The 23,721-nt window shown below is 72.8% G+C and carries 20 protein-coding genes; 6 read left to right on the forward strand and 14 right to left on the reverse strand.

The window, feature by feature from the left end; genetic code table 11:
* The first annotated feature begins 186 nt into the window (after positions 1-186).
* Both ABD419_RS23520 and arfA read left to right on the forward strand, forming a co-directional pair.
* Positions 187-1,194, forward strand: a complete 1,008-nt coding sequence (locus tag ABD419_RS23520; protein WP_344492083.1) for a LacI family DNA-binding transcriptional regulator — start codon at positions 187-189, stop codon at positions 1,192-1,194.
* Between the two features lie 114 nt (positions 1,195-1,308).
* Positions 1,309-2,814: an arabinosylfuranosidase ArfA gene (gene arfA / locus ABD419_RS23525; protein ID WP_344492086.1), complete on the forward strand. Its 1,506-nt coding sequence runs from the start codon at positions 1,309-1,311 to the stop codon at positions 2,812-2,814.
* Positions 2,815-2,876: 62 nt separating this feature from the next.
* Here arfA and ABD419_RS23530 read toward each other — a convergent pair whose 3' ends face one another.
* Entirely contained in the window at positions 2,877-3,374 is a 498-nt protein-coding gene (locus ABD419_RS23530) for an Lrp/AsnC family transcriptional regulator (protein WP_344492089.1), read from the reverse strand.
* 98 nt (positions 3,375-3,472) lie between these two features.
* Here ABD419_RS23530 and ABD419_RS23535 point away from each other — a divergent pair, with 98 nt between their 5' ends.
* Entirely contained in the window at positions 3,473-4,672 is a 1,200-nt protein-coding gene (locus ABD419_RS23535) for a trans-sulfuration enzyme family protein (protein WP_344492092.1), read from the forward strand.
* Between the two features lie 7 nt (positions 4,673-4,679).
* Here the strand turns inward: ABD419_RS23535 and ABD419_RS23540 are convergent, their stop codons facing one another.
* From ABD419_RS23540 to ABD419_RS23600, 13 genes are all read right to left on the reverse strand, one after another.
* Positions 4,680-5,114 (reverse strand): SUKH-4 family immunity protein, encoded by a 435-nt coding sequence (locus ABD419_RS23540; protein ID WP_344492095.1) that lies wholly within the window; start codon positions 5,112-5,114, stop codon positions 4,680-4,682.
* A complete protein-coding gene (locus ABD419_RS23545; protein WP_344492098.1) occupies positions 5,111-5,863 on the reverse strand; it encodes a maleylpyruvate isomerase family mycothiol-dependent enzyme in 753 nt (250 codons plus the stop codon). The genes ABD419_RS23540 and ABD419_RS23545 overlap by 4 nt, the downstream gene beginning before the upstream one ends.
* A gap of 37 nt (positions 5,864-5,900) precedes the next feature.
* Positions 5,901-6,263, reverse strand: coding sequence for an effector-associated constant component EACC1 (locus ABD419_RS23550; RefSeq protein ID WP_344492101.1), 363 nt, complete (start codon positions 6,261-6,263; stop codon positions 5,901-5,903).
* Positions 6,256-8,148 carry a caspase, EACC1-associated type gene (locus ABD419_RS23555; RefSeq protein ID WP_344492104.1) on the reverse strand — a complete coding sequence of 631 codons (1,893 nt, stop codon included), beginning with the start codon at positions 8,146-8,148 and terminating at the stop codon, positions 6,256-6,258. The genes ABD419_RS23550 and ABD419_RS23555 overlap by 8 nt, the downstream gene beginning before the upstream one ends.
* A gap of 96 nt (positions 8,149-8,244) precedes the next feature.
* A complete protein-coding gene (gene atzF / locus ABD419_RS23560; RefSeq protein WP_344492107.1) occupies positions 8,245-9,915 on the reverse strand; it encodes an allophanate hydrolase in 1,671 nt (556 codons plus the stop codon).
* Between the two features lie 29 nt (positions 9,916-9,944).
* Complete coding sequence (uca, locus tag ABD419_RS23565; protein WP_344492110.1) at positions 9,945-13,511, reverse strand: urea carboxylase; 3,567 nt, start codon at positions 13,509-13,511, stop codon at positions 9,945-9,947.
* 20 nt (positions 13,512-13,531) lie between these two features.
* Positions 13,532-14,245 carry a GntR family transcriptional regulator gene (locus ABD419_RS23570; RefSeq protein ID WP_344492113.1) on the reverse strand — a complete coding sequence of 238 codons (714 nt, stop codon included), beginning with the start codon at positions 14,243-14,245 and terminating at the stop codon, positions 13,532-13,534.
* Between the two features lie 31 nt (positions 14,246-14,276).
* Positions 14,277-14,984: an ATP-binding cassette domain-containing protein gene (locus ABD419_RS23575; RefSeq protein WP_344492117.1), complete on the reverse strand. Its 708-nt coding sequence runs from the start codon at positions 14,982-14,984 to the stop codon at positions 14,277-14,279.
* Positions 14,968-15,765 (reverse strand): urea ABC transporter ATP-binding protein UrtD, encoded by a 798-nt coding sequence (gene urtD / locus ABD419_RS23580; protein ID WP_344492120.1) that lies wholly within the window; start codon positions 15,763-15,765, stop codon positions 14,968-14,970. Before urtD ends, ABD419_RS23575 begins: the two co-directional genes overlap by 17 nt.
* Entirely contained in the window at positions 15,762-16,841 is a 1,080-nt protein-coding gene (urtC, locus tag ABD419_RS23585; protein ID WP_344492123.1) for an urea ABC transporter permease subunit UrtC, read from the reverse strand. The genes urtD and urtC overlap by 4 nt, the downstream gene beginning before the upstream one ends.
* Positions 16,842-16,896: 55 nt before the next feature.
* Positions 16,897-17,781 carry an urea ABC transporter permease subunit UrtB gene (urtB, locus tag ABD419_RS23590; RefSeq protein ID WP_344492125.1) on the reverse strand — a complete coding sequence of 295 codons (885 nt, stop codon included), beginning with the start codon at positions 17,779-17,781 and terminating at the stop codon, positions 16,897-16,899.
* Between the two features lie 61 nt (positions 17,782-17,842).
* Entirely contained in the window at positions 17,843-19,114 is a 1,272-nt protein-coding gene (gene urtA / locus ABD419_RS23595; RefSeq protein WP_344492128.1) for an urea ABC transporter substrate-binding protein, read from the reverse strand.
* Positions 19,115-19,373: 259 nt separating this feature from the next.
* Entirely contained in the window at positions 19,374-20,822 is a 1,449-nt protein-coding gene (locus ABD419_RS23600; protein ID WP_344492131.1) for a serine hydrolase domain-containing protein, read from the reverse strand.
* A gap of 78 nt (positions 20,823-20,900) precedes the next feature.
* On the opposite strand from ABD419_RS23600, the gene ABD419_RS23605 reads away from it, so the two are divergent.
* The 3 genes from ABD419_RS23605 (at position 20,901) to ABD419_RS23615 (ending at position 23,687) form a co-directional block, all read left to right on the forward strand.
* Positions 20,901-21,527, forward strand: a complete 627-nt coding sequence (locus ABD419_RS23605; protein ID WP_344492133.1) for a TetR/AcrR family transcriptional regulator — start codon at positions 20,901-20,903, stop codon at positions 21,525-21,527.
* A gap of 79 nt (positions 21,528-21,606) precedes the next feature.
* Positions 21,607-22,428, forward strand: coding sequence for a DUF1206 domain-containing protein (locus ABD419_RS23610; RefSeq protein ID WP_344492136.1), 822 nt, complete (start codon positions 21,607-21,609; stop codon positions 22,426-22,428).
* Positions 22,429-22,535: 107 nt separating this feature from the next.
* Entirely contained in the window at positions 22,536-23,687 is a 1,152-nt protein-coding gene (locus tag ABD419_RS23615; protein WP_344492139.1) for a serine hydrolase domain-containing protein, read from the forward strand.
* Positions 23,688-23,721: the final 34 nt, after the last annotated feature.

Raw genomic sequence — 23,721 nt, forward strand, 5'->3', positions numbered from 1 at the left:
TCAAGCCGCGGGCGGGAAGAAATTCGAACACGGTTCGGTATATGCTCCTCACGCTCCCCGTTCACCGTTGAACCGTTTCAATCAGCGGCGGCTTCGACGCGCGTCGATCCCCGCCACTGGAGGACGCGGCAGTCCCCTGCCGTCCCGCCAGCGCCCCTGCCCCCCGATAGACTCATTGAGGTGACCATGACCACTACCAGTATGAAGGACGTCGCCCGAGCGGCCGGCGTCTCGGTCGGGACGGTCTCCAATGTGCTCAACCGGCCCGAGGCCGTCGCGGAGGAGACCCGGGCGCGCGTGCTGGCCGCGATCGCCGATCTCGGCTACGTGCGCAACGACTCCGCGCGCCAGCTGCGGGCCGGGCGGAGCCGGACGGTCGCCATCGTGGTGCTCGACGTGGCGAACCCGTTCTTCACCGACGTGGTCCGCGGGGCGGAGCCCCTTGTGGAGTCCGCGGGCGGGGTGGTGACGGTGTGCGACTCCGGCGAGGACGTGAGGCGCGAGCGCCGGCACCTGGAGCTGCTGGAGGAGCAGCGGGTGCTGGGACTGCTCATCACGCCGGTGGACGACTCCTCGGCCTCGTGGATCGAGCGGCTGTCGGGGCACGACATCCCGGTAGTGCTGGTCGACCGCGGCGCGGGGCGCCACCCGCACTGCTCGGTGGCCGTGGACGACGTGCACGGCGGCCGCCTGGCCGCGCAGCACCTGGTCGAGCGCGGGCACCGCAAGATCGCGTTCATCGGCGGTCCGTCCTCGATCCCGCAGGTGGCCGACCGCCTCGGCGGGTGCCGGGAGGTGTGCGAGGAGTCGGGCGTGGAGCTCGAGGTCTTCACGACCCCGGGGCTGAACTTCCAGGCGGGCCGGGAGGCGATCGAGCTGATGCTCGGGAGCGAGGACCGGCCGACGGCCGTGTTCTGCGCCAACGACCTCGTGGCGCTGGGGGCGCTGCAGGGGCTGACGATGCACGGGGTGAAGGTGCCGCAGGAGTGCGCGATCGTGGGCTACGACGACATCGACTTCGCGGCGGCCGCGGCCGTGCCGCTGTCGTCGGTGCGCCAGCCGCGGGCGCAGCTGGGGCGCACGGCCGCGCAGCTGCTGTTCGACGAGATCGCCGAGGGCGGCGACCACACGCACCGCAACGTGGTGTTCCAGCCGGAGCTCATCGCGCGGGCGTCGACGGCGCTGGAGCTCTGAGAAACCTCCGCCAAGGGACTGTACCGGTAAAGCTCGGATCTGGTAGCGTCACCGCAACCGGGCCCGCAGCGGGCCCGGGTTACCGTTCACCTCGCAGTCCTTCCGGAGGCAGTCATGGCCGACCACCACCGCGCACGCATCGAGTTCGACCCGCGTTTCACCGTCGCCGAGGTCCCCGCGCGGCTCTTCGGCTCGTTCGTCGAGCACCTGGGCCGGTGCGTCTACACCGGCATCTACGAGCCCGAGCACCCGACCGCGAACGCCGACGGCCTCCGCGAGGACGTCCTCGACCTCATCCGCGAGCTCGGCCCGACCATGGTCCGCTACCCCGGCGGGAACTTCGTGTCCGGCTACCGGTGGGAGGACGGCGTCGGCCCCAAGGAGGACCGGCCCCGCCGCCTCGACCTCGCCTGGGGCACCACCGAGACCAACCAGTTCGGGCTCGGCGAGTTCATGAAGTTCTGCCGCACCGTCGGCGTCGAGCCGAACATGGCCGTCAACCTCGGCACCCGCGGCCTCCAGGAGGCCCTCGACCTGTTCGAGTACGCCAACCACCCCTCCGGCACCCACTGGTCGGACCTGCGCCGCTCGCACGGCGACGAGGAGCCCTACGGCATCAAGCTGTGGTGCCTGGGCAACGAGATGGACGGCCCCTGGCAGATCGGTCAGCGCACCGCCACCGAGTACGGCCGCGTCGCCGACCAGACCGCCCGGTCGCTGCGGATGATCGACGGCTCCGACGACCTCGACCTGGTCGCCTGCGGCTCTTCCTCGCGCGGCATGCCATTCTTCGGCGCGTGGGAGAACGAGGTCCTCACCCACACGTACGAGTCGGTGGACTACATCTCCGCGCACGCCTACTACCACCCGCTCGACGGCGACGTCGTCTCCTTCATGGCCTCGGCGCAGGACATGGAGCTGTTCATCGACGGCGTCATCGCCACCGCCGACGCCGTGGGCGCGAAGCTCAAGAGCGACAAGAAGATCGACATCTCCTTCGACGAGTGGAACGTCTGGTACCAGACCGCGCCGAGCGGCGAGCGCCCCGAGCCGTGGTCGGTGGCCCCGCGCCAGCTCGAAGACCACTACTCGGCCATGGACGCGGTCGTGTTCGGGTCGCTGATGATCACGCTGCTGCGCCGCTCCGACCGCGTCACCGCGGCCTGCCTCGCCCAGCTGGTCAACGTGATCGCCCCGATCATGACCGAGCCGGGCGGGCCCGCCTGGCGCCAGACCACGTTCTTCCCGTTCGCCGAGGCCTCCAAGTACGGGCGCGGCACGGTCCTGAGCGTCAACGCCGACTCCCCCGTCTTCGAGACCGCGAAGTACGGCGAGGTCTCGGCCCTGCACTCGGTCGCGGTGGCGAACGAGGACGGCTCGGTCACCGTGTTCGCGGTCAACCGCGACCTGGAGGTCCCGATGACCCTGGAGATCGACGCCTCCTCGGTCCGGGTCGGCGACGTCACCGTCTCCACCCTCACCGGCGAGCGCGACGCCAAGAACACCCTCGACGACCCCGAGCGGGTCGCCCCGGTCGCGAACGAGGACGTCACCGTCAAGGACGGCGTCGTCTCGATCGAGCTGCCGGCGATGAGCTGGAACACCATCCGCATCGTGTAGGGATGTGTGCGGCGGGGTCCGGACCGGCGGTCCGGACCCTTTCGCGTCCGGACGGCGGCGGCTCAGCCGGGGAGGACGCCGCGGCCCTCGCGGACCTCGAAGACGAGCTGGGTCTCGGTCTGGCGGACCATCGGGTGGACGGTGACGTGCTCCAGGATCAGGTCGCGCAGGGCCTCCGGGCCGGCGACGGCCACGTGGAGGAGGAAGTCGTCGTCGCCGCCGACGTGGAAGACCGTCAGGACGCCGGGGAGGGCGACGAGCCGGTCGTAGAGGTGGTGGACGAGCTCGCGGCTGTGGCTGCCCAGGCGCACCTTGACGATCGCGTGGAGCGGGCGGCCCAGGGCCTCGGGGTTCAGGTGGGCGCGGATGGCCGTGAGGACGCCGGACTCGCGCAGGGCACGGACGCGGTAGGCGCAGGTCGACTCCGCGACGCCCGCGCGGGCGGCCAGCGCCGCGTTGGTCATGCGCCCGTCCGCGACGAGCGCGGCGAGGATCGCCAGATCGGTGCCGTCCAGTGCCGCCTGAGCCTGTTGCGTTTTCTTCGGCAGCTCCCCCGCCATGATCGCCCCTCCCGCGGAATCCGCACCGGTATCGCCTCCTGCCGGAGGGATCTGCGGCAAGTATTGCAGCCGGTTGTGGAACCGCCTACAGTCCCCGCATGACTTCGCCGTGGCTGCAACCCGACACGATCGCCGTTCACGCCGGCCGCGAGGACCTCGCCGGACTCGGCGTGCACGCCCTCCCGATCGACCTCTCCTCCACCAACCCCCTGCCCGACATCGAGGCCGGCGGCCTCTCCTACGAGGCCATGGCGACCGGCGGCACGCCGACCCCCGAAGGCGGATCGGTGTACGCGCGCCTGTGGAACCCCACCGTCGCCCGCTTCGAGACCGCGCTCGCCGAGCTCGAGCACGCCGACGCGGCGGTCGCGTTCGCCTCCGGCATGGCCGCGATGACCGCCGCGATCCTGGCGGCCACCGCCGGGACCGGGCGCCGCCACGTGCTGGCGGTGCGCCCGCTGTACGGCGGCACCGACCACCTCCTGTCGACGGGCCTGCTCGGGACCGAGACCACGTACTGCACCGCGGACGGGGTCGCGGCGGCGGTGCGCGCGGACACGGCGATGGTCGTGCTGGAGACGCCCGCGAACCCGACGCTCGACCTGGTCGACATCCGCGCCGTCGTCGAGGCCGCCCAGGGCGTCCCGGTCCTGGTGGACAACACGTTCGCGACCCCGGTCCTCCAGAACCCGGTCGACTTCGGGGCGTCGATGGTGCTCCACAGCGCCACCAAGTACCTCGGCGGGCACGGCGACGTCGTCGCCGGCGTCATCGCCTGCGGCGACGAGACCGCGGCCGCGCTGCGGCGGGTCCGGGCCGTCACCGGCGGGCTCCTCCACCCCCTCGGCGCGTACCTGCTCCACCGGGGGCTGACGACGCTGCCGATCCGGGTGCGGGCGCAGCAGGCCGGGGCACAGCGGGTCGCGGCGTGGCTGCGGGGCCACCCGGCCGTCGCCCGCGTCCACTATCCGGGGTCCGAAGGCGACCCGCGGGGCCTGCTCGGCACGCAGATGCGCGGCACCGGCGCGATGATCGCGGTCGACCTGCGCGGCGGCTACGACCAGGCGCGGCAGGTCACCTCGACGGTCGGGCTGTTCACGCACGCGGTGTCGCTGGGCGGCGTGGACTCGCTGATCCAGCACCCGGCCGCGCTGACCCACCGGCCCGTGGCCGGGGACGCGAAGCCCGCCGCGAGCATCGTCAGGCTCTCGATCGGCCTGGAGGACCCCGAGGACCTCATCGCCGACCTCGACCGGGCGCTGGCCGTGCACCGGCCGGTCGAGGCGCTCCAGGCGTGACGCCCCGTCAGGGCATGGCGTAACCGAGCTCCTCGGCGGCCACCGGCCAGAACCCGTTCTCGTCCTCGACGGCGGCCGGGTCGATAGCGGCGAGGCGTTCGAGGACCATTTCGGTGAACGCGTCGCCGCGGTCCTCGTCCTCGTCGGGGTCCTCGGCCTCGACCCGCTCGACCTCGGCGGCGGACTCGGCGTAGACCTTGGAGCAGGCGGTGAACGCCGCGGCGCTCGTGTTGACGAGCGCGGGCGCGTCGCCTTCGGGCAGCAGCCACACGCCGCCGCCGGCGCGGTCGACGCCGATGTCGCTGAGCCCGGGGTCGGAGGCCACGAGGGCGTACACGCGGTCGCCGGCGCGGTGCTCGCGGAACGGCGGCTCCTGCCACTCGCCGGGATAGGGGGTGTCGGCGCGGTCCGCGAGGTCGCGGGCGATCTGCTGGTCGGTCACTGGGCGAACCTTTCGACGAGGTCGTAGAGGGCGTCGGCCGCGGCGCGGTCGCCGTCGACCGCGAGCGAGCCGGCGGGCAGGCGCCGCCACAGCCACAGCAGGACCTCCGCGGGCGTCCCCTCGACGGTGGCGCTCGCTCCGGCGGTGATCCCGTCGGCGATGTCGATGCCCGCGACGCTGACGATGACGGTCCACTCCTGTTTTCCAGCGCGGACGCCGAGTTCGAGGCCGAGGTTCGCGTTGACGTCGTCGGCGACCCAGTCGCGGTAGGCGCGCGAGCCCCACGACAGCATCACCGTGAACATCTCGTCGATGCCGTCCAGGGCCAGCGCGTCGTCGACCGGCCCGACGGGTCGGCCCGCGGCGAGTTCGGCGTCCACGCGGTGGACGAGGGTCTCCTGCGCCATGCGGCGGATCCAGAACCCGACGGTCTGGTCGGGGCCGTACCAGGTGTGCGACAGGCTCTCGGGGCCCCGGTCGTCGAACTCCGCGAGCAGTTCGGCGAGCGCGGCGTCGAACCGCTCGGCGGCCGCTCCGGCCCGCTCGATCCTGTCGGCCTCGGCGGGCTCGCGGAACAGCCGCATCGACAGGAGCTTGTGGTCGTACACCTCGGTCACGTGGTCGAGCAGATCCGTGGCGGTCCACTCGGGGCAGCTCGGCACCGTCGCATCGGGGGCGGCCGCGAGCGCGGCGGCCCGGAACGCGGCGGCTTCGGCGATCAGGTGCGCCTGGAGGTCGGGGAAGTCCATCCGCGCATCCTCGCACGTCCGTACGACACCGCGGTGGTCACTCCTCCGCTTCGGGCTTCGCGAGCTTGTCGAGGAGCTCCTTCGTGTACTCGGCGGCCCGCTTCCCCTTGACCGTCTCCACTTCGACCTCGACGTCGCCTCGCCTGGCCCTGATGCGGGTCGGCCGCGAGCGCGCGGCCAGCCAGATCCCGACGGTGGTCGACGCGGCCGTCAGCACCGCCTCGTCGGTGAGGATCGCGACGACGGTGTCCGCGACCGCGCCCAGGTGCCCGCCGGTCTGCTTCGGCACCTCCAGCGCGAGCCCGGCGAGCCGCAGCTCCGGATCGCGCCGCAGCAGCGCGAGCAGCTGCCGGACCTCGTCCGGCTCGCCGGAGACGGCGAGGGTGTCGGCGTCAGGCATGTTCGCGGTCCTTTCCGAAGGGGTTCTTGACGATGGCGAGCTGGCCGATGTTGTTGGTGCCTCGCTGCTGCGGGTCCGAGAAGCCCTTGGCGGCGAGGTTCGAGCGGAGCCGCGGGTACAGTTCGGCGACGCGAATGACGTCGGAGCCGTTGTCCAGGCCCTGCGCGAGGATCTCGAGCAGTTCGGCGGTGAACGCGGAGTTGCGGTGGCCCTCGGGGGCGTGGGCGAGGCGCGTGCCGGAGCTGGCGGTGAGGACGTAGGTGCCTTCGACGTCGAGCTGCCCGCCGAGGCCGTTCGCGCCGGCGAGCATGTCGATGGCCTGGCCGGAGTAGCAGCAGTCCAAGACGATGAGCTTGTTGGCCGCGGGGCTGTCGATGACGGCGCTGCGGAGCTGGTCGTAGGGCAGGCCGGTGTGCTTCCACTTGTCGGACTCGGTCGATCGCATGCCGAGGTAGAACCGGCCGTCGTCGGCGACGAAGCCGTGCCCGGAGTAGTAGACGAGCAGCGTGTCGGTGGTGTCTCGGGACTCTTCGGCGATCGCGCTGAGCATCGAGTAGTCGAGGGTGTCGGAGGTGAAGACGCGGTCGGGGTTGAACGTGCCGTGCACGGGGTGGGCGAGGCAGCTGCGCAGGTCCGCGAGGTTGTTGCCGACCGCGGGGATGTCGTCGATGGCGGCGTCCTCGTAGCGGCCGTTGACGAGCAGCAGCGCGGTCGAGGCCGATTTGATCGGCAGGCGCGGCTCGGCGGGGGCGGTGGCGCGGAACCCGCCCTGCGGGGCGGACCTGACCGGCTCGTACTCGAGTTCCTCGACGGGGATGCCGGTCCACTCGGCGGTGACCGCGAGGACTGCTTGGGGATCGACGGTCGAGCGCCCGCTCAGTTCGCCGGTGCGCCAGGCGTCGGAGAGCATGACGTGGCGCAGTTCGAGGTTGGTGATGCGGCGCCGGAGCGCCGAGGCCTCCTCGAAGTCCTCGGCCGCGACCGCGGCGGCCTGCTCGGCTTGGAGCCGGTCGATCTCGGCCTCCGCCTCGGCGAGTTCGCGGGGCCGCCGGGCCAGGTGGAGGGCGACCAGCGCGCAGGCGTCATCGAGCAGGTCGACGGCCTTCGCGGGAAGGAGCCGGTCGGTGATGTACCGGTCGGCGAGCTCGACGGCGGCCGGCAGCGCCTCGTCCTCGATGACGACGCCGTGGTGCCGTTCGAGTTCCGGCACCGCGATCCGGACCGCCTCGACGGAGTCGGCCGCCGAGAGCTCGACGACTGAGATCCGGTCGATCTTCCCGGCCGCCGCGAACTCGGCCGCGGCCTGCGCCAGCGGGGAGTCGGGGACGGTGGTGAGGATGAGCGGGACGTTCAGCTCCAGGAGCGCCCAGAGTCCGAAGTCGATCTCGCTCTCGCGTTCTGTCGTGATGCCCGGCCACATCTCGGGGTGCTCGATGCAGATGAGGGGCAGGTTCTCGAACTCCTCGGCCTCGACCTTGAGGCGCATGCCCTCGAAGGCGAACTCGCGGATGCCGGAGACGAGTTCGCCGGCGAGCTCGTCCATCTGGTCCCGGAAGACGGCGGCGACCTTCGAGGCCAGGCTGAGGTCCACGATCGCCACCCGGGTGTCCCTCAGGGACTTGGGGACGCCGCGGTCGTCGTGGAGGAACTGCGCGATCGCGTGGAGGAGCGCCGTCTTGCCGACGCCGGGCTCGCCGACGAGCAGCAGGTGCCGCCGCTTCCGGCGGCTGAGCGCGCGCAAGATCCGGTCGAGTTCGACGGCGCGGCCGACCACGGTGTCGAGCTTCCCCGCCTCGGCCAGCGCCGACAGGTCGAAGAACGCCTCCAGCTCCGACCGGTCGTCGCCGGTCGAATCGGCTTCGTCCTCATTGGTTTCGCCGCTCATGGTCCCGCCCTCCTCGCCGCCGCCGGGCCCTCAGGGTATCGGCCGACGGCAAGACGCGGGGTACGTGGAACAGCGGTGGCGTTGGCGCGCAGCGGGTCAGCCCGCGCGGTGGGCTCGCCATCCCCCCTTGTGGGTGATGTCGGCGCCTGCAGGTTCACTGGCGACGAAGCCGGTGGTCCAGGTGCCGTCGTCGAGTTCGACGCCGCCGAGGGTCATGGGGGCGGGGAGGGCGGTGAGGAAGGCGCCGAGGGCGGCGGGGCTGAGGAGCCAGCGTTCGCCGGGGAGGCTGGCGCCGTGCTCGGTGCGGACGACGAGGGGTTTGGGGGGTGCGGTGTCGAGTTCGTGCATGCGGTAGGCGGGGGCGGTGGCGACCTCGCCGTCGAAGCGGGCGCCGAGGTCGGTGAGCTGGTGGTTGAGGGGCATGCCGGTGAGGTGGGCGCCGAAGACGACTAGGGCGGTGGCGGCGGGGGCGAGGAGCGGGGCGGTGACGTCTTGGGCGCGGGCGGCGAGGTCGAGGGCGACCTGGTCGTGGAAGGCCGGGGTGATGACGCTGACGCCGAAGCCCTTGGTGCCGGCGGTGCCGGCGGGGATGGCGACGGCGGCCATGTCGAGGAGGTTGACGAAGTTGGTGTAGGTGCCCATGGCGGCGTTGACGGCGATGGGGTCGGCCTGGACCTCGCCGATCGACGGGTGGAGCGGCGCGGTGGGGAGCAGGAGCGCGTCGAAGCCGGACAGGAGCCCGGCGGCTCGGGTGCGGGCCGCGCGGAGGCGCTGCTGGTCGGTGACGAGGTCGGCGGCGGTGAACTTGCCGGCGCCCTTGACGATCTCGGCGACGGTGGGGTCGGCGTCGGCGGGCCAGGCGTCGATGTGGGCGCCGAACGCGGCGTACCGCTCGGCGACGAGCGCGCCCTCGTAGAGCAGGAGCGCGGCGTCGAGGAGGGGCTGGACGTCGACGGGCGCGAGTTCGACGCCGGCGGCGGCGAAGCGGTCCAGCGCGGCGTCCCACAGGGGGCGGAGCTCGGGGTCGAGGCGGGCGAGGTTGGCGTTGACGGGGACGGCGGCGCGGGCGGCGGGCGGGGCCGCGAGCGGGAGGTCGGCGGGCCAGGCGCGGGAGGCGGGGTCGCGGTCGCTGGGGCCGGTCATGATGCGCATGGCGGCGGTCGCGGCGGCGAGGTCGGGGGCGAACACCGTGAGGCAGTCGTAGGAGGGGCAGGCGGGGACGACGCCGTCGACGGGGACGAGGCCGAGGCTGGCCTTGACGCCGACGATGCCGTTGAGGGCGGCCGGGACCCGGCCGGAGCCGGCGGTGTCGGTGCCGAGGGCGAAGTCGGCGATGCCGAGGGCGACCGCCACGGCGGAGCCGGAGGAGGAGCCGCCGGAGATCCGCTCGGGGTCGGCGGCGGCGCGGACCGCGCCGTAGGGGCTGCGGGTGCCGACGAGGCCGGTGGCGAACTGGTCGAGGTTGGTCTTGCCCAGGCAGATCGCTCCGGCGGCGCGGAGGCGGGCGACGGCGGTGGCGTCGCGGTCGGGCTCGTACGCGAAGGACGGACAGCCGGCGGTCGTGGGGAGGCCGGCGACGTCGATGTTGTCCTTGGCGGCGAAGACCGTCCCGGCGAGGGGCAGGTCCTCCCCCGCGTCGAGGCGGGCCTGGACGCGGGCGGCCTCGGCCAGGGCGTCGGCCTCGTCGCGCAGGCTGATCCAGATCTCGGGCCGGCCGGCCCCGGCGATGCGGGCGTAGGCGGCCGCGACGCGTGCGGTGGTGTTCACTCGGTCCCCTGTCTCGTTGTCCGTGTTGCCTATCGGATGACCAGCAGCGGCGCGCCCGGGGCGGCCTGGTCGCCCGGGTTCGCGAGCACGCGCGTCACGGTACCGGAGACGGCGCAGTGCACGGGCATCTCCAGTTTCATCGCCTCGAGGACGACGACGGCGTCCCCGGCGGTGACGGTGTCGCCTTCGGCGACGTTGACGCGCCACACGCTGGCGGCCATGGGCGCCTCCACGAGGACTTCGCCCGACGCGAGTTCGATCGCGCTGCCGTCGCCGGGGGCCGGTTCGGTGTGGTCGCGGTCGAACTCGCCCGCGTCGGCCCACCGCTGCCGCTCGGCCTCGAACGCGGCGGCCTGGCGGGTGCGGAACGCGTCGATGGAGGCGGCGTTGTCGGCGAGGAGGCGCCGGTAGTCGGCGTAGGCGAACACGCCGTCGCGGATGTCGATCTCGGCGCGGCCGGCGGCGAGGTCGCGGCGGGTCTCGGCGAGCTCCTCCTCGGAGACGCGCTCGAAGACGACGCGGTCGAAGAAGCGCAGGAGCCAGGGCAGGCCGTCCTTGAAGGACGCGAGGTCGCGCAGGCCGGCCCAGATGGGCGCGGTGCGGCCGACGAGCTGGTAGCCGCCCGGGGAGTCCATGCCGTAGATGCACATGTAGGAGCCGCCGATGCCGACGGTGCCCTCCGCGGTCCAGGTGCGGGCGGGGTTGTACTTGGTGGTGACGAGCCGGTGGCGGGGGTCGACGGGGACGGCGGCGGGCGCGCCGAGGTAGACGTCGCCGAGGCCGAGGACGAGCCATTCGGCGCTGGTGGCGATCCGCGCGACGTCCTCGACGCCGTCGAGGCCGTTGATGCGGCGGATGAACTCGATGTTGGAGGGGTTGAACAGGGCGTCATCGCGGACGTTGGTGGCGTAGCGGGCGATGGCCTCGTCGACGACCGAGTCGTTCCAGCAGATGGGGAGGCGCACTTCGCGGGAGGGGACGGTCATGTCGCCGGTGTCGGGGAGGTCGGCCTCGAGTTCGGTGAGGAGCCCGGTGAGGGTGCGGACGGGCAGCACGTCGGGGTCGACGTGCAGGTGGAGCGAGCGCACGCCGGGGGTGGTGTCGATGAGCCCGGCGGGGTTCGCGGCGGCGAGGGCGTCCATGAGGGCGCCGACGCGCATGCGCAGCGCCAGGTCGAGGTGCATGGGCCCGTATTCGAGGAGGATCGCGTCGTCGCCGGCGCGGCGGTAGGCGACGGCGGGCCGGTCGCCGTCGGCGTCGATCGCGGCGAGGGTGGCCTCGTCGCGGGCGGCGTGAGGAAGCAGGACCGGGGCCGAGACGGGCGCGGCGCGCAGGCGGTCGGCCTCGGCTTCGGAGACGGGCAGGAACCGGACGGCGTCGCCGGGGCGCAGCTGCCCGAGCTTCCACCGGTCGGAGGTGGTCACGGTGAACGGGCACGCGAAGCCGCCGAGGCTGGGCCCGTCGGGGCCGAGGAGCGCGGGGGTGTCGCCGGTGAAGTTGACGGTGCCCACGGAGTACGGGTTGTCGTGCAGGTTGGACGGGTGGAGCCCGGCCTCGCCGCCGTCGGTGCGGGCCCAGGTCGGGCGGGGCCCGTCGAGGCGCACGCCGGAGCGTCCGGCGTGGACCTGCACCGACCACTCGGCGTCGTAGATCCGCTCCATGTCCTCGACGGTGAAGTAGTGCGGGGCCGGCTGCGGGCCGGGCGTGACGGCGAGGGTCCACTCGTGGCCGAACGAGGGCCGGTCCGCGGGCGGGACCGGCGCGGTCGGGCCGGCGGCGGGGACGGGGACGAGGCGGTCTCCTGCGCGGAGCTGGTCGCCGGTGTACCCGCCGATGCGGCCGGGCGGGAACGTCGAGGCGGAGCCGAGGAACAGCGGGACGTCGAGGCCGCCTTGGAAGAGCACGTAGGCCCGGGCGCCCGCGTCGGCGATCTGGCCGACCGCGAGTTCGCCGCCCGCGGGCACCGCGATCGGGACCCACTGGTCGACGGGCGCGCCGTCGAGGGTCACGGGCGCGGGCGCGCCGGTGACGCACACGGTGACCGGGACGCCGAAGCGCAGCGTCGGGCCCGCGATCGTGCATTCGAGGCCGGGGGCGCCCTCGTCGTTGCCGAGGGCGCGGTTGCCGAGGCGGAACGAGAGGTCGTCCATCGGCCCCGACGGCGGCACGCCGACCTGCCAGTACCCGATGCGGCCGGGGAAGTCCTGGACGGTGGTGAGGACGCCCGCGTGGAGGACGTCGATGCGCGGGGAGGCGTCCTCGATGGTCGCGACGGTGCCGGTGTGGTGCTGGACGGCGAGGACGCGGGCGTCGACGGCGGCGGCGCGCAGCTGCCCGAGGTTGGTGTGGACGCCCTCGATGCGGGTGCCGTCTAGTGCGTCGGCGAGCGCGGCCCACGCGTCGGCGCGGGTGGCGCTGGCGGTGACGACCTTGGCGAGCATCGGGTCGTAGACGGCGGGCACTTCGAGGCCGCGCTCGATCCACGTGTCGACGCGGACGCCGTCGGGGAGGTCGACGCAGGTGAGGAGCCCGGCGCTGGGGAGGTGGTCGCGGGCGGGGTCCTCGGCGTAGACGCGGGCCTCGACGGCCGCGCCGGTGACGGCGGGCCCGGTGTCGGGGAGGCCGTCGAGGAAGGCGGTGTCCCCGGCGGCGGCGCGGATCATCCACTCCACCAGGTCGATGCCGAGGACGGCCTCGGTGACGGGGTGCTCGACCTGGAGGCGGGTGTTGAACTCCAGGAAGGACGCCTCCTCGCGGTCGGCGTCGTAGATGAACTCGACGGTGCCGGCCGAGCGGTACTTCGCGTCGGCGGCGAGCGCGCGGGCGGCGGCGTGCATCGACTCGCGCACGGCGTCGGGCAGGTTCGGGGCGGGGGCCTCCTCGATGACCTTCTGGTGGCGGCGCTGGAGCGTGCAGTCGCGGTCGGCGAGGGAGACGACGCGGCCGTCGCCGTCGCCGAAGACCTGGACCTCGACGTGCCGGGCGGCCAATACATAGCGTTCGATATATACCGAGTCGTCGCCAAAGTTGTCGGCGGCCAGGCGCTTCACGGACGCGAAGACCTCGGCCAGCGCGGCCGCGTCCTCGGCGACGCGCATCCCGATGCCGCCGCCGCCCGCGGAGGCCTTGACGATCACGGGGTAGCCGATGGCGTCGGCGGCCGCGACGGCCTCCTCGGCGGTGTCGAGCGCGGCGGTCCCGGCCGCGAGCGGGACGCCGGCGAGGGTGGCGGCCTCGCGGGCGGTGACCTTGTCGCCGAAGCGTTCGAGCTGCTCGGGGGTGGGGCCGATGAACACGAGCCCGGCCTCGGCGACGCGGCGCGCGAACTCGGCGTTCTCGGCCAGGAACCCGTACCCGGGGTGGACGGCCTGCGCGCCGGTGTCCTTGGCGGCGGAGAGGATCGCGTCGACGTTGAGGTAGGACTCGGCCGGGGCGGCGGGCCCGACGCACACTGCTTCGTCGGCCTCGCGGACGTGCAGGGACGCGGCGTCGGCCTCGGAGTAGACGGCGACGGTGGCGATCCCGAGCCGGTGGGCGGTCCGGGTGATCCGCCGGGAGATCTCGCCGCGGTTGGCGATGAGGATGCGCTCGAACATGGGGATCGGCTCCAAAGGTGCTAGGGGCGGACGGCGTTCGCGAGGTGGGCCCAGGTGAGGGCCGCCTCGGCGCGGCCGACCACGATGGACCGGGACGTCTCGATGTGGCGGGTCAGGATCGCGGTGGCCTCGGCGTAGCGCCCGTCGAGGGCGCCTTCGGCGATGGCGATGTGCTCGGCGATCGTCGACTCCATCCGCTCGGCCGTGAAGTAGTCGAACATGCGGGCGGGCCTGATCCGGTTGTTCACGACCTTGAGGGCCTCGGCGAGTTGCGGGTTGCCGGAGGAGGCCAGGAGCGTCAGGTGGTAGCGCTCGTCGGACTCGACGAACCCGGCGTCGGGGCCGGGCGGGGCGTCGCGGAGGCGGTACCAGCGTTCGAGCTCGGGCCCGAGGAGGTCGTGGTCGTGCGCGACCGCGGGGTCGGCGGCGGCCCGGGAGAGGCCGCGCAGCTCCAGGGTGAGACGGACCTCGTACAGGTCGTTGAGCTGGTCGATGCGGGGCCGGTACGGGTACAGGCCGTCCACTTCGCGGGAGACGAGGCCGTCGGCGGAGAGGCGGCTGAGGGCCTCGCGCACGGGGGTGCGGGAGACGCCGTAGTTCCCGGCGAGCCGCTCCTCGCCGAGGCGCTTCCCCGGCTCGTAGCGGCCGGCCATGAGGTCGGCGCGCAGGGCGACGTAGACGCGGGCCGCGAGCGGCTCGCCGGACTCCGGTAGGGGGGAGAAGGCGGCGGTCATGCGGGGGCTCCGGTTCGGGGCTGGGTGCGGGTCATATGGCCATGGCCTCTCGGACGCGGGTCTCGGCCTCGCCGCCGGTGGCGCCTTCGGAGGCGACGCGGCCCGAGCGGAGCACGCAGTAGCGGCTCGCGGCCTGGAGCGCGAAGCCGAGGTGCTGCTCGACGAGGAGCACCGAGAGGCCGCCGCGCGCGGCGAGGCCGACCACGGTGGACTCGATCTCGGCGACGACGTTCGGCTGGATGCCCTCGGTGGGCTCGTCGAGGATGAGCAGGCGCGGCTCGGTGATGAGGGCGCGGGCGATGGCGAGCTGCTGGCGCTGGCCGCCGGAGAGGAGGCCGGCCTGGCGTCCCAGGAGCGGGCGGAGCGCGGGGAACAGGTCGAGCTGCTCGTCGATGAGGGCCTTGCCGCGCTTGCGGCCGTCGGCGACCAGGCGCAGGTTCTCCCCCGCGGTCAGGTGCGCGAAGCACTGCTGGCCCTGGGCGACGTACGCCATGCCGGCCTTGACGCGCTTGTTCGCGGGTCTGCGGGTGAGGTCCTCCCAGTTCCCGTCGGCGTCGGCGAGTTCGACGGTGCCGCGCATGGCGGGGATGAGGCCGACGACGGCGCGCAGGAGGGTGGTCTTCCCGGCCCCGTTGTGGCCCATGACGGAGACGACCTCGTCGGGGCCGACGTCGAGGTCGACGCCGTGGACGACGGCGGAGCGGCCGTAGCCGCAGGTGAGGTCACGCAGTCGCAGCATCGGCGGACTCCTTCGCGGTGCCGAGGTAGACCTCCTGGACGCGGGGGTCGCCGGAGACGTCGTCGACCGAGCCGGTGGCGAGGACGGACCCGGCGTGGAGGACGGTGACGCGGGAAGCGAAGGCGCGCATGAAGTCCATGTCGTGCTCGACCACGGCGACGGCCCGGTCGGCGGCGATGTCGTGGAGGAGGCGCCCGGTGGTCTCGCGCTCCTCGTGGCCCATGCCGGCGATGGGCTCGTCGAGCAGGAGCACGTCGGCGTCGCCGACGAGGAGCATGCCGATCTCCAGCCACTGCTTCTGGCCGTGGGCGAGGATGCCCGCGGGCGTGTCGGCGCGGTCGGCGAGGCCGATGCGCGCCATGGTGTCGGCGACGTGCTGCGGCAGGTCCCGGCGGCGGCGCAGGAGCGTCCACGGGGAGCGGCCGGCGCCGGCGGCGATGTCGAGGTTCTGGGCGACGGTGAGGTTCTCGAAGACGGCGGCGGTCTGGAAGGTGCGGCCGATCCCGGCGCGGGCGATGTGGTGGACCTTCCTGCCGCGCAGCTCCTCGCCGTCCTTGACGACCGAGCCGGTGTACTTGGCGAGGCCGGTGATCGCGTCGACGAGGGTGGTCTTCCCGGCGCCGTTGGGGCCGATGAGGAAGTGGACCTCCCCCCGGGCGAGTTCGAGGTCGACGCCGTCGACGGCCCGGAACCCGTCGAACTCGACGACGATGTCGTGGCAGGCGAGCACGGCGTTCACTCCTTCTCGGGGACGGCGGGCGAGGGTCGGTGCGGCGCTCATGCGGCGGCCTCCACTTCGGTGCGCTTGGTCGGGAACCGCTTGGCGACGGTCGCGATCGAGGCGATGCCGCCGGGGAGCAGGGCGATGACGAGGACGAACAGGAGCCCTTGCGCGTACGTCCACGCGGAGGGGAACTGCTCGGAGAGGGCGGTCTGGGCCCAGCCGACCGCGAGCGCGCCGATGACGGGGCCGACGAGGCTCGCGCGGCCGCCGATGGCGACGCCGAGGATGAACATGATGGAGGGGACGATGCCGATGCTCGCCGGGGAGATGATCCCGACGATCGGCACGAAGACCGCTCCGGCGACCGACGCGAAGAGCGCGGCGACGGCGTAGGCGACGACCTTGACGTTCGCGGCGTCGTAGCCGAGGAAGCGCACGCGCTCCTCGGCGTCGCGGACGGCGACGAGGAGCTCCCCGTAGCGGGAGCGGCGCAGCTGGAGGGCGACGGCGACGACGGCGAGGAGGACCCCGGCGGCGATGAAGTAGAGCATCTGCTGGTTGACCGGGTCGTCGAGGTTGTACCCGAAGAAGTACCGGAACCGGCTGAGGCCGTTGAACCCGCCGAGGGACTGCTGTCCGATGAGGAGGATCGCGAAGGCCCCGGCGAGCGCCTGGGAGAGTATCGCGAAGTAGGCGCCCTTGACGCGGCGCTTGAAGACCGCGAGGCCCAGGAGCACCGCGAACGCGGTCGGCAGGAGAAGGATCGCCGCGATCGTGAACGCCGGGGAGGCGAACGGGGCCCAGTAGGCGGGGAGTTCGCGGATGCCCGCGAGCTCCATGAAGTCGGGGACGGCGCCGGGGCCGTTGCGGAACTCGGCGTCGGCCATCTTCAGGTGCATCGCCATGAGGTAGGCGCCCATGCCGAAGAACACGCCCTGCCCGAGGGTGAGCATCCCGCCGCGGCCCCAGGCGAGGCCGATGCCGACGGCGACGATCGCGTAGCACAGGAACTGGGCGAGCAGGCCGAGCCGGAACCCGGAGAGGAGGAGCGGGGCGAGTCCGAACAGGACGAGCGCGGCGGCGGCGAACCCGGTCCAGGTGCCGGCGCGGGTGGCGAGGAGCCGGGGCAGCATCAGCGTGTCCTCCTGTTCGGGGGAGCGAGCGGTGGGCGGGGCGGCGGGTGCGGGCTCATGCGAGGCTCCTGGTGCGCAGCGTGAACAGGCCCTGGGGGCGCAGTTGGAGGAAGACGACGATGACGATGAAGACGCCGACCTTCGCGAGCGACGCGGTCGAGTACGTCTCGAACACCGCCTGGAGCGCGCCGAGGGCGACGGCGGCGACCACCGCGCCCTGGATGCGGCCGAGGCCTCCCGCGACGACGACCAGGAACGCGTCGACGAGGTAGGACTGGCCGGTCGTGGGGCTGGTGGACCCGATGAGGGTCAGCGCGACCCCGGCGACGCCGGCGAGGCCGGAGCCGATGAAGAACGTGCCGGCGTCGACCCGCCGGGAGGAGATCCCGGCGGTCTCGGCGAGGTCGCGGTTGCCGACCACGGCGCGGATGCGCCGCCCGGCCGGCGTGAACCGCAGGACCAGGGCCACGGCGGTGACGGCGAGGACCGCCAGCGCCATGATGAACAGGCGGGTCTTGGGGACGGTGGTGCCGAGCAGGTCGACGCCGCCGCGCAGGGCCTCGGGGACGGACACGTTCACCGCGGGAGCGCCGAAGACGTCGCGGGCGACCTGCTGGAGGATGAGGCCGACGCCGAAGGTGACCAGGAGCGTGTCGAGCGGCCGGTGGTAGAGGCGGCGGATGAGCACGGTCTCCAGGACCAGGCCCATCGCGCCGCCCACCAGGAATCCGACGGGGAGGGCGATCAGGAGGGAGGCGCCGGCGTCGCCGACGGCCTGCTGGACGACGTACGCGGTGTAGCAGCCGGCCATGATGAACTCGCCGTGCGCCATGTTGACGACGCCCATCTGGCCGAAGGTGAGCGAGAGTCCGAGGGCTGCCAGCAGCAGGATCGAGCCGGTGCTGAGGCCGGTGAACAGCTGGCCTACGAGGAGGTCCACGGTGTCTCCTTCCTGATCGCTAACTTCGATGCTTGCGAGAAGTGCATGTGCAGGGTGGGGGCTACTCGGAGACCGTGAGTTCGGCGGCCCAGTCGTAGCCCTCCAGGAACGGGTCGGGGTCGATGGGCCCGTCGGACTCCCAGACGGTGTAGAGGAGGCCGTCGGCGCTGATCTCGCCGATGCGGGCGGTCTTGGTGACGTGGTGGTTGTCGCCGTCGATGACGACGGTCCCTTCAGGGGAGTCGAAGGAGACGCCGTCGGCGGCGGCCTGGACGTCCTCGACCGCGAAGGAGCCGGCCTTCTCGACGGTGGCGGCCCACAGGTGCACGGAGTTGTAGGCGGCCTCCATGGGGTCGGAGGTGACGCGGTCGGCGCCGTACTCGGCCTTGAACGCCTCGACGAACGTGGCGTTGGCGGGCGAGTCGACGGTCTGGTAGTAGTTCCAGGCGGCGAGCTGGCCCTCGATGTTCTCGACGCCGATGCCGCCGACCTCCTCTTCGGCGATGGAGACGCTCATGACGGGCATGTCGGCGGCGGTGAGGCCGACGTTGGCGTACTCGCGGAAGAACGCGACGTTCGAGTCGCCGTTGAGGGTGTTGAAGACCGCGTCGGCGTCGGCGGCCTTGACCTGGTTGACGATGGTGGAGAACTCGGTGGAGCCGAGGGTGGAGTAGTCCTCGCCGAGGACCTCGATGCCGTGGGCCTCCGCGTAGGCGTTGATGATCGCGTTCGCGGTGCGCGGGAAGACGTAGTCGGAGCCGACGAGGTAGAGGGACTTCACGCCGGTCTCGGCGAGGTAGTCGAGCGCGGGGATGATCTGCTGGTTGGTGGTGGCGCCGGTGTAGAAGATGTTCTCGGAGGCCTCGAGGCCCTCGTACTGGACGGGGTAGTAGAGCAGCGAGTCGTTGTCCTCGAAGACCGGGAGCATGGCCTTGCGGGAGGCGGAGGTCCAGCCGCCGAAGACCGCGGCGACGCAGTCCTCGCGGATGAGCTTCTCGGCCTTCTCGGCGAAGACGGTGGGCTCGGAGGCGCCGTCCTCGGCGACGATCTCGATCTCCTTGCCCTGGACGCCGCCGGCGGCGTTGACCTCCTTGACGGCGAGCGCGATCGCGTCGCGGACGGTGGTCTCGGAGATGGCCATCGTGCCGGAGAGGGAGTTGAGGGAGCCGACCTTGACGGTGTCGCCGGAGGTGTCCACGCAGGACTCGGTGGCGGCGGTCTCCTCGCCGGCGCGGGAGCCGCAGGCGGCGGTCGCGAGGAGGCCGGCGACGGCGGCGGTGGCGGCGAGGGTGCGGGCGAGGTCTCGGGCGGTGGACTGGAGGCGCAATGGCATGTGCAGGTGACCTTTCGCAGAGGAGCGTCCCGGCGGACGAGGGGGCCGGGTCTGCAAGCGCCGCAGGTCGCGGCGGTGTACGGGTGCGTATACAGCGTCGTATCCGCTCTGGGTACAAGCTATGGGCGCGATGTTTCCTCGCCGTTCACGTCAAGCACAGCCGCATGAATTCGTGTTGCCCGCCGGTAAAGAAACGCGCACAAGCGAGGGGCGCCGCCGGGGAGTCGCCCCCCCGGCGGCGCCCCTCGGGCGCGGTGCGTCAGGCGGCCGGCCTGCGGCGCAGCCGGACCGCGGCGGCCCAGATCCGCACGGCGGCGGCGAGCACGGCGGCCGCGCCGACGGCGGTGACGAGCCAGGCGACGTCGAGCGCCATGCCGAAGAAGGCCGCGCGGCTGGGCGCGAGGCCGGGCAGGACGACGAACGCGGCGTAGGCGGTCGCGGCGGCGCCGGCGGTCCACAGGGCCGCGCCGGTGACGGTGCGGGCCGGGGAGGCGCTGCGGGGCCTGCCGATCCGCTTGACCGTCATGACGACGGTGAGTGCGGCGGCGAGGAGCAGGGCGCACAGGACCGCGAGCAGCGACGGGTAGAGCGGGCCGGTCCCGGGGTGCTCGGCCTCGCCTCCGGCGAGGATGCGGGCGGCGCCGAGCATGGTGCCGATGAGCGGGTCGTCCTCGAAGACCGAGTAGCGGTTCTGGGCGACGACGACGGCGCGGCCGAAGTCGGGCAGGAGGATGGTCCCGGCCGAGAAGCCGGGCGCGCCGCCGGTGTGCCAGACGGTGGCGGTGCCGAGGTCGGCGTTGCGGGAGTCGACGCGCCAGCCGAGCCCGTAGTCGATCGTGTCGCTCACTTCGGCGGCGCCGGTCTGCATGAGCGCCAGCGACTCCGGGGCGAGGACGGCGGAGTCGCGCAGCTGGTCGGCCGCGAAGGCGGCGAGGTCCTCCACGGTGCCGCCGAGGTAGCCGTAGCTGGGGCCGGTCCGGTCGAACCGGGTCTCGACCGGCACCGCCTGACCGAAGGCGACGGCGTGGCCGCGGGGCATGTCGGCGGCCGCGTCCGCGGTGGCGACGGCGCCGGTCATGCCGAGGGGGTCGAGGACGGCCTCGCGGAGGTAGTCCTCGTAGGGCATGCCGGTGACGGCCTCGACGACCGCGCCGGCGACGAGGTAGTTCGCGCTGGCGTACTCGAAGGCCTCGCCGGGGTCGGCGAGGGGCTCGGCGCCGGCGAGGTCGGCGACGGCGTCGCCGTAGGGGTCGTCGCGGTGGCCGTACCGGTCGGTGACGCCGGTGCCCTCGGGGATGCCGGTGGTCTGCTCCAGGAGGTGGCGCACGGTGATGCGGTCGGACCGGTCGGGGTCGGCGAGGGTGAACTCGGGGAGGTAGGACGCGACGGGCTCGTCGAGGTCGAGGAGGCCGTCCTCGACGAGGGTCATGACGGCGGTCGCGGTGACGGGTTTGGCGACCGAGCCCCACAGGAAGGGGGTGCCGAGGTCGACGGGGTCGCCGTTGCCGTCGACGCCCCATGCGCGGGCGCGGGTCTCGCCTTCGAGCTCGATGACGGCGTAGGCGGCGCCGGGGACGCCGGTGTCCTCGAAGCGCTGTTCGAGGTAGACGGCGACGTCGTGGTACGGCCGGTCGTCGGCCGGCGCCTGGGGCGGCGGGGCGAACGGGGTGAGCGCCGCGAGTGCCGCGGCGAGGGCGAAGCGGTTCATGGCGTCCCTGGGTGTGCGGGGTCCATAACCATACGGCTGTATGGCAACAAGATAACCATACCGCTATATGATTCAGGGATGCCGAGGACCGCCGACCACGAACTCCGCCGCACGCAGATGGCCGCGGCGGTGCACCGGCTCATCGCCCACGACGGGCTCGACGCCGCCACGATGGCGGCCGTCGCCCGCGAGGCCGGGTTCTCGGTCGGCCTGGTGCAGCACTACTTCGCGTCCAAGGACGAGCTGCTGCTGTTCGCCTACGAGCGGCTCACCGCCGACCTGCTCGCCCGCGTCGCGCGCATCACCGCCGAGGGCGAGGCCGGCGGGCAGCCGATCCGGCGCATCCTCCTCGACTGCCTGTGCGAGCTCCTCCCCCTCGACGCGGGCCGCCGCGGCGAGCACCGGGTGTCGCGGGCGTTCCAGGCCCGGGCGATGGACGTCCCGGCCGCCGCGACCGTGGCCGCCGCGACCGCCGCGGTCGTCCGCGGGCGCGTGGCCCAGGGCGTGGCGAACGGCAAGGAGTGCGGCGAGGTCGAGCCCGCCACCGACGCCGACCTGGCCGCCCTCGAACTCACCGCCCTCGTCGACGGCCTCGCCGACCACCTCTACCGCGAGCCCGCCCCGGCCCGCTCCACCGCCGCCGGAGCGGTCCTCGCCGACCGCCTCGCCGCGGTCTTCCCCGGCGAGTGCCGCCACTACGTCTGAGAGTGAGCGCACCCCTTCGCCGCCGCACTCCGACGTGGAGGGTGTTTGGAAGGGGCCGCCGACGGAAACCCGAGGCGGCATGACTTCCCCCCATAACGTCCGCAGCACCGCCTCCCGCGCGGCGAACAGCAAGCCGCTGGAACTCCTCGCGCGAGGCGGGTTCATCGCCTACGGCGTCATCCACCTGATGTTCGCGTGGCTGGCGCTCCAAGTGGCCTTCGGCCAATCGTCCGGCGAGACCGACCAGTCCGGCGCGTTGCAGACCATCGCCCAGCAGCCGGCCGGCGAGTTCCTGGTCATCGTGATCATCGTCGGCATGGTCGCGATGGCGATCTGGCAGGCGTTCGAGGCGGTGCTCGGGGAGAGCGGCCCGCAGGACCGGGCCGCGATGGCCGAGCGCGTCGTCTCCGGCTGCCGCACGGTCCTGTACCTGTACTTCGCCTACCTCGGCTACAAGGTGGTCAGCGGCGCGAACGCCTCGCAGTCGCAGAGCCAGCAGTCCACCGCCTCGTCCATGATGGACTCCGGCGGCGGCCGCTTCCTGGTCGGCCTGGCCGGGGTGGTCGTGCTCGGCGTCGGCATCGGGCTGGCGGTCTACGGCCTGAAGCAGAAGTTCCAGAAGCACCTGAACACCGGTCGGATGAGCCCGTCCGTGCGCCGCACGGTGCTGCGGCTCGGCAAGGCCGGGTACACCAGCAAGGGCGTCGCGTACGCCATCGCCGGCGCGCTGGTCGTCTCCGCGGCGGTCAACTACGACCCCGAGCAGGCCGGCGGCCTCGACGCCGCGCTCAAGACGCTGGCCGGGACGGCCTGGGGCCCGTGGCTCCTCGGCCTGATCGCCCTCGGCATCGCCTGCTTCGGCGTCTACTGCTTCTTCCAGAGCAAGTACCGGAAGGTCTGATCTCAGAGGGTTCCGGCATGCACGAACGGTCGTGGTACCGCCTGCGGTACCACGACCGTCTTGCGTGCTGCATCGATGAATACCGTTCCCGCGCATAGCGTTTCGGTATGAGCATTTCCTCGATCCCCGCAGCGGCCCTGGCACTCGGCCTCCTCGCCGCCCCGTCCGCCCCCGCCCGCGACGACCTCGACGCCGACCGGCTCCAGACGGCCCTCGACGACCTCGCCGCACTCGGCGACCAGTCCATCGTGGTCGAGGTCCGCGGCGGCGACGAGACGTGGACCGGGGCCGTCGGGCCCCGGAGCCTGCGCCCCGGCGCCGCTCCGGCCGAGGCGGACGACCGCCTGCGCATCGGCAGCGTCACCAAGTCGATGACCGCCGCCGTCCTCGTGCAGCTCGACGGCGAAGGCGCGATCGACCTCGACGCCCCGCTCAGCGCGTACCTGCCCGACCTCCTCCCTTACGAGGAGGAGCCGACGATCCGCCAGATCATGCAGCACAGGTCCGGCGTCCCCGACTACCTGCCGCGCCTGTACGCGTCGCTGTTTCAGGGCGGCGACATGACCGACGTCTACGCGAACTACCGGACCCGCTTCAGCCCTGAGGAACTGGTCGCGCTCGGCGTCCAGGACCCGATCGGGTTCGAGCCCGGCACGGACTGGGCCTACTCGAACACCGGGTACACGGCCCTCGGCATCCTCATCGAGGAGGTCACCGGCAACCGCCTCGGCGACGAACTGCGCGAGCGGGTCTTCGAGCCCGCCGGGCTCCGCGACACCTACCTCGCCGACCCCCGGACCTCCGGCGTCCGCGGCCCGCACCTGACCCCGTACCTGTCCACCGGCGACGAGGCCCGACCCTGGTTCGACACCTCGAAGCTGTCCAGCAGCCAGCTGTGGGCCGGCGGCGGCGTCGTGTCCACCACCAAAGACCTGAACGACTTCTACGACGCCCTCGTGGACGGCACGCTCCTCACCGCCGACCAGCTCGCCGAGGTCACCGACTTCCAGGAGACCGGCAAGAGCTTCGACTACGGTCTGGGCCTGTTCGCCGTCACCCCCTGCGCCGACGACCCCGATCGGGTCTACATCGGCCACGACGGCGACAGCCTCGGCCTCGAGACGCAGTCCTTCCACTCCCCCGACGGCGACCGCCAGATCACCATCGCCTGGAACCTCGTCGACCGCCACGGCTACGGGGACGGCGACGCGTGGGACGAGTCCGTCGACGCGATCATCGCCGAGGCCCTGTGCGAGTAGCGGACGCCGGCGGCGCCCCGCGGCCCGACCGGGC

It is taken from the genome of Glycomyces endophyticus, from assembly GCF_039531525.1.
GTDB lineage: Bacteria > Actinomycetota > Actinomycetes > Mycobacteriales > Micromonosporaceae > Glycomyces > Glycomyces endophyticus.

Bases quoted from the DNA above. Each gene is read 5' to 3' on its own strand.
- ABD419_RS23520 (WP_344492083.1), top strand. From the start codon at position 187: ATGACCACTACCAGTATGAAGGACGTCGCCCGAGCGGCCGGCGTCTCG.
- arfA (WP_344492086.1), top strand. From the start codon at position 1,309: ATGGCCGACCACCACCGCGCACGCATCGAGTTCGACCCGCGTTTCACC.
- ABD419_RS23530 (WP_344492089.1), bottom strand. From the start codon at position 3,374: ATGGCGGGGGAGCTGCCGAAGAAAACGCAACAGGCTCAGGCGGCACTG.
- ABD419_RS23535 (WP_344492092.1), top strand. From the start codon at position 3,473: ATGACTTCGCCGTGGCTGCAACCCGACACGATCGCCGTTCACGCCGGC.
- ABD419_RS23545 (WP_344492098.1), bottom strand. From the start codon at position 5,863: ATGGACTTCCCCGACCTCCAGGCGCACCTGATCGCCGAAGCCGCCGCG.
- ABD419_RS23550 (WP_344492101.1), bottom strand. From the start codon at position 6,263: ATGCCTGACGCCGACACCCTCGCCGTCTCCGGCGAGCCGGACGAGGTC.
- ABD419_RS23555 (WP_344492104.1), bottom strand. From the start codon at position 8,148: ATGAGCGGCGAAACCAATGAGGACGAAGCCGATTCGACCGGCGACGAC.
- uca (WP_344492110.1), bottom strand. From the start codon at position 13,511: ATGTTCGAGCGCATCCTCATCGCCAACCGCGGCGAGATCTCCCGGCGG.
- ABD419_RS23570 (WP_344492113.1), bottom strand. From the start codon at position 14,245: ATGACCGCCGCCTTCTCCCCCCTACCGGAGTCCGGCGAGCCGCTCGCG.
- ABD419_RS23575 (WP_344492117.1), bottom strand. From the start codon at position 14,984: ATGCTGCGACTGCGTGACCTCACCTGCGGCTACGGCCGCTCCGCCGTC.
- urtD (WP_344492120.1), bottom strand. From the start codon at position 15,765: ATGAGCGCCGCACCGACCCTCGCCCGCCGTCCCCGAGAAGGAGTGAAC.
- urtC (WP_344492123.1), bottom strand. From the start codon at position 16,841: ATGCTGCCCCGGCTCCTCGCCACCCGCGCCGGCACCTGGACCGGGTTC.
- urtA (WP_344492128.1), bottom strand. From the start codon at position 19,114: ATGCCATTGCGCCTCCAGTCCACCGCCCGAGACCTCGCCCGCACCCTC.
- ABD419_RS23600 (WP_344492131.1), bottom strand. From the start codon at position 20,822: ATGAACCGCTTCGCCCTCGCCGCGGCACTCGCGGCGCTCACCCCGTTC.
- ABD419_RS23605 (WP_344492133.1), top strand. From the start codon at position 20,901: ATGCCGAGGACCGCCGACCACGAACTCCGCCGCACGCAGATGGCCGCG.
- ABD419_RS23610 (WP_344492136.1), top strand. From the start codon at position 21,607: ATGACTTCCCCCCATAACGTCCGCAGCACCGCCTCCCGCGCGGCGAAC.
- ABD419_RS23615 (WP_344492139.1), top strand. From the start codon at position 22,536: ATGAGCATTTCCTCGATCCCCGCAGCGGCCCTGGCACTCGGCCTCCTC.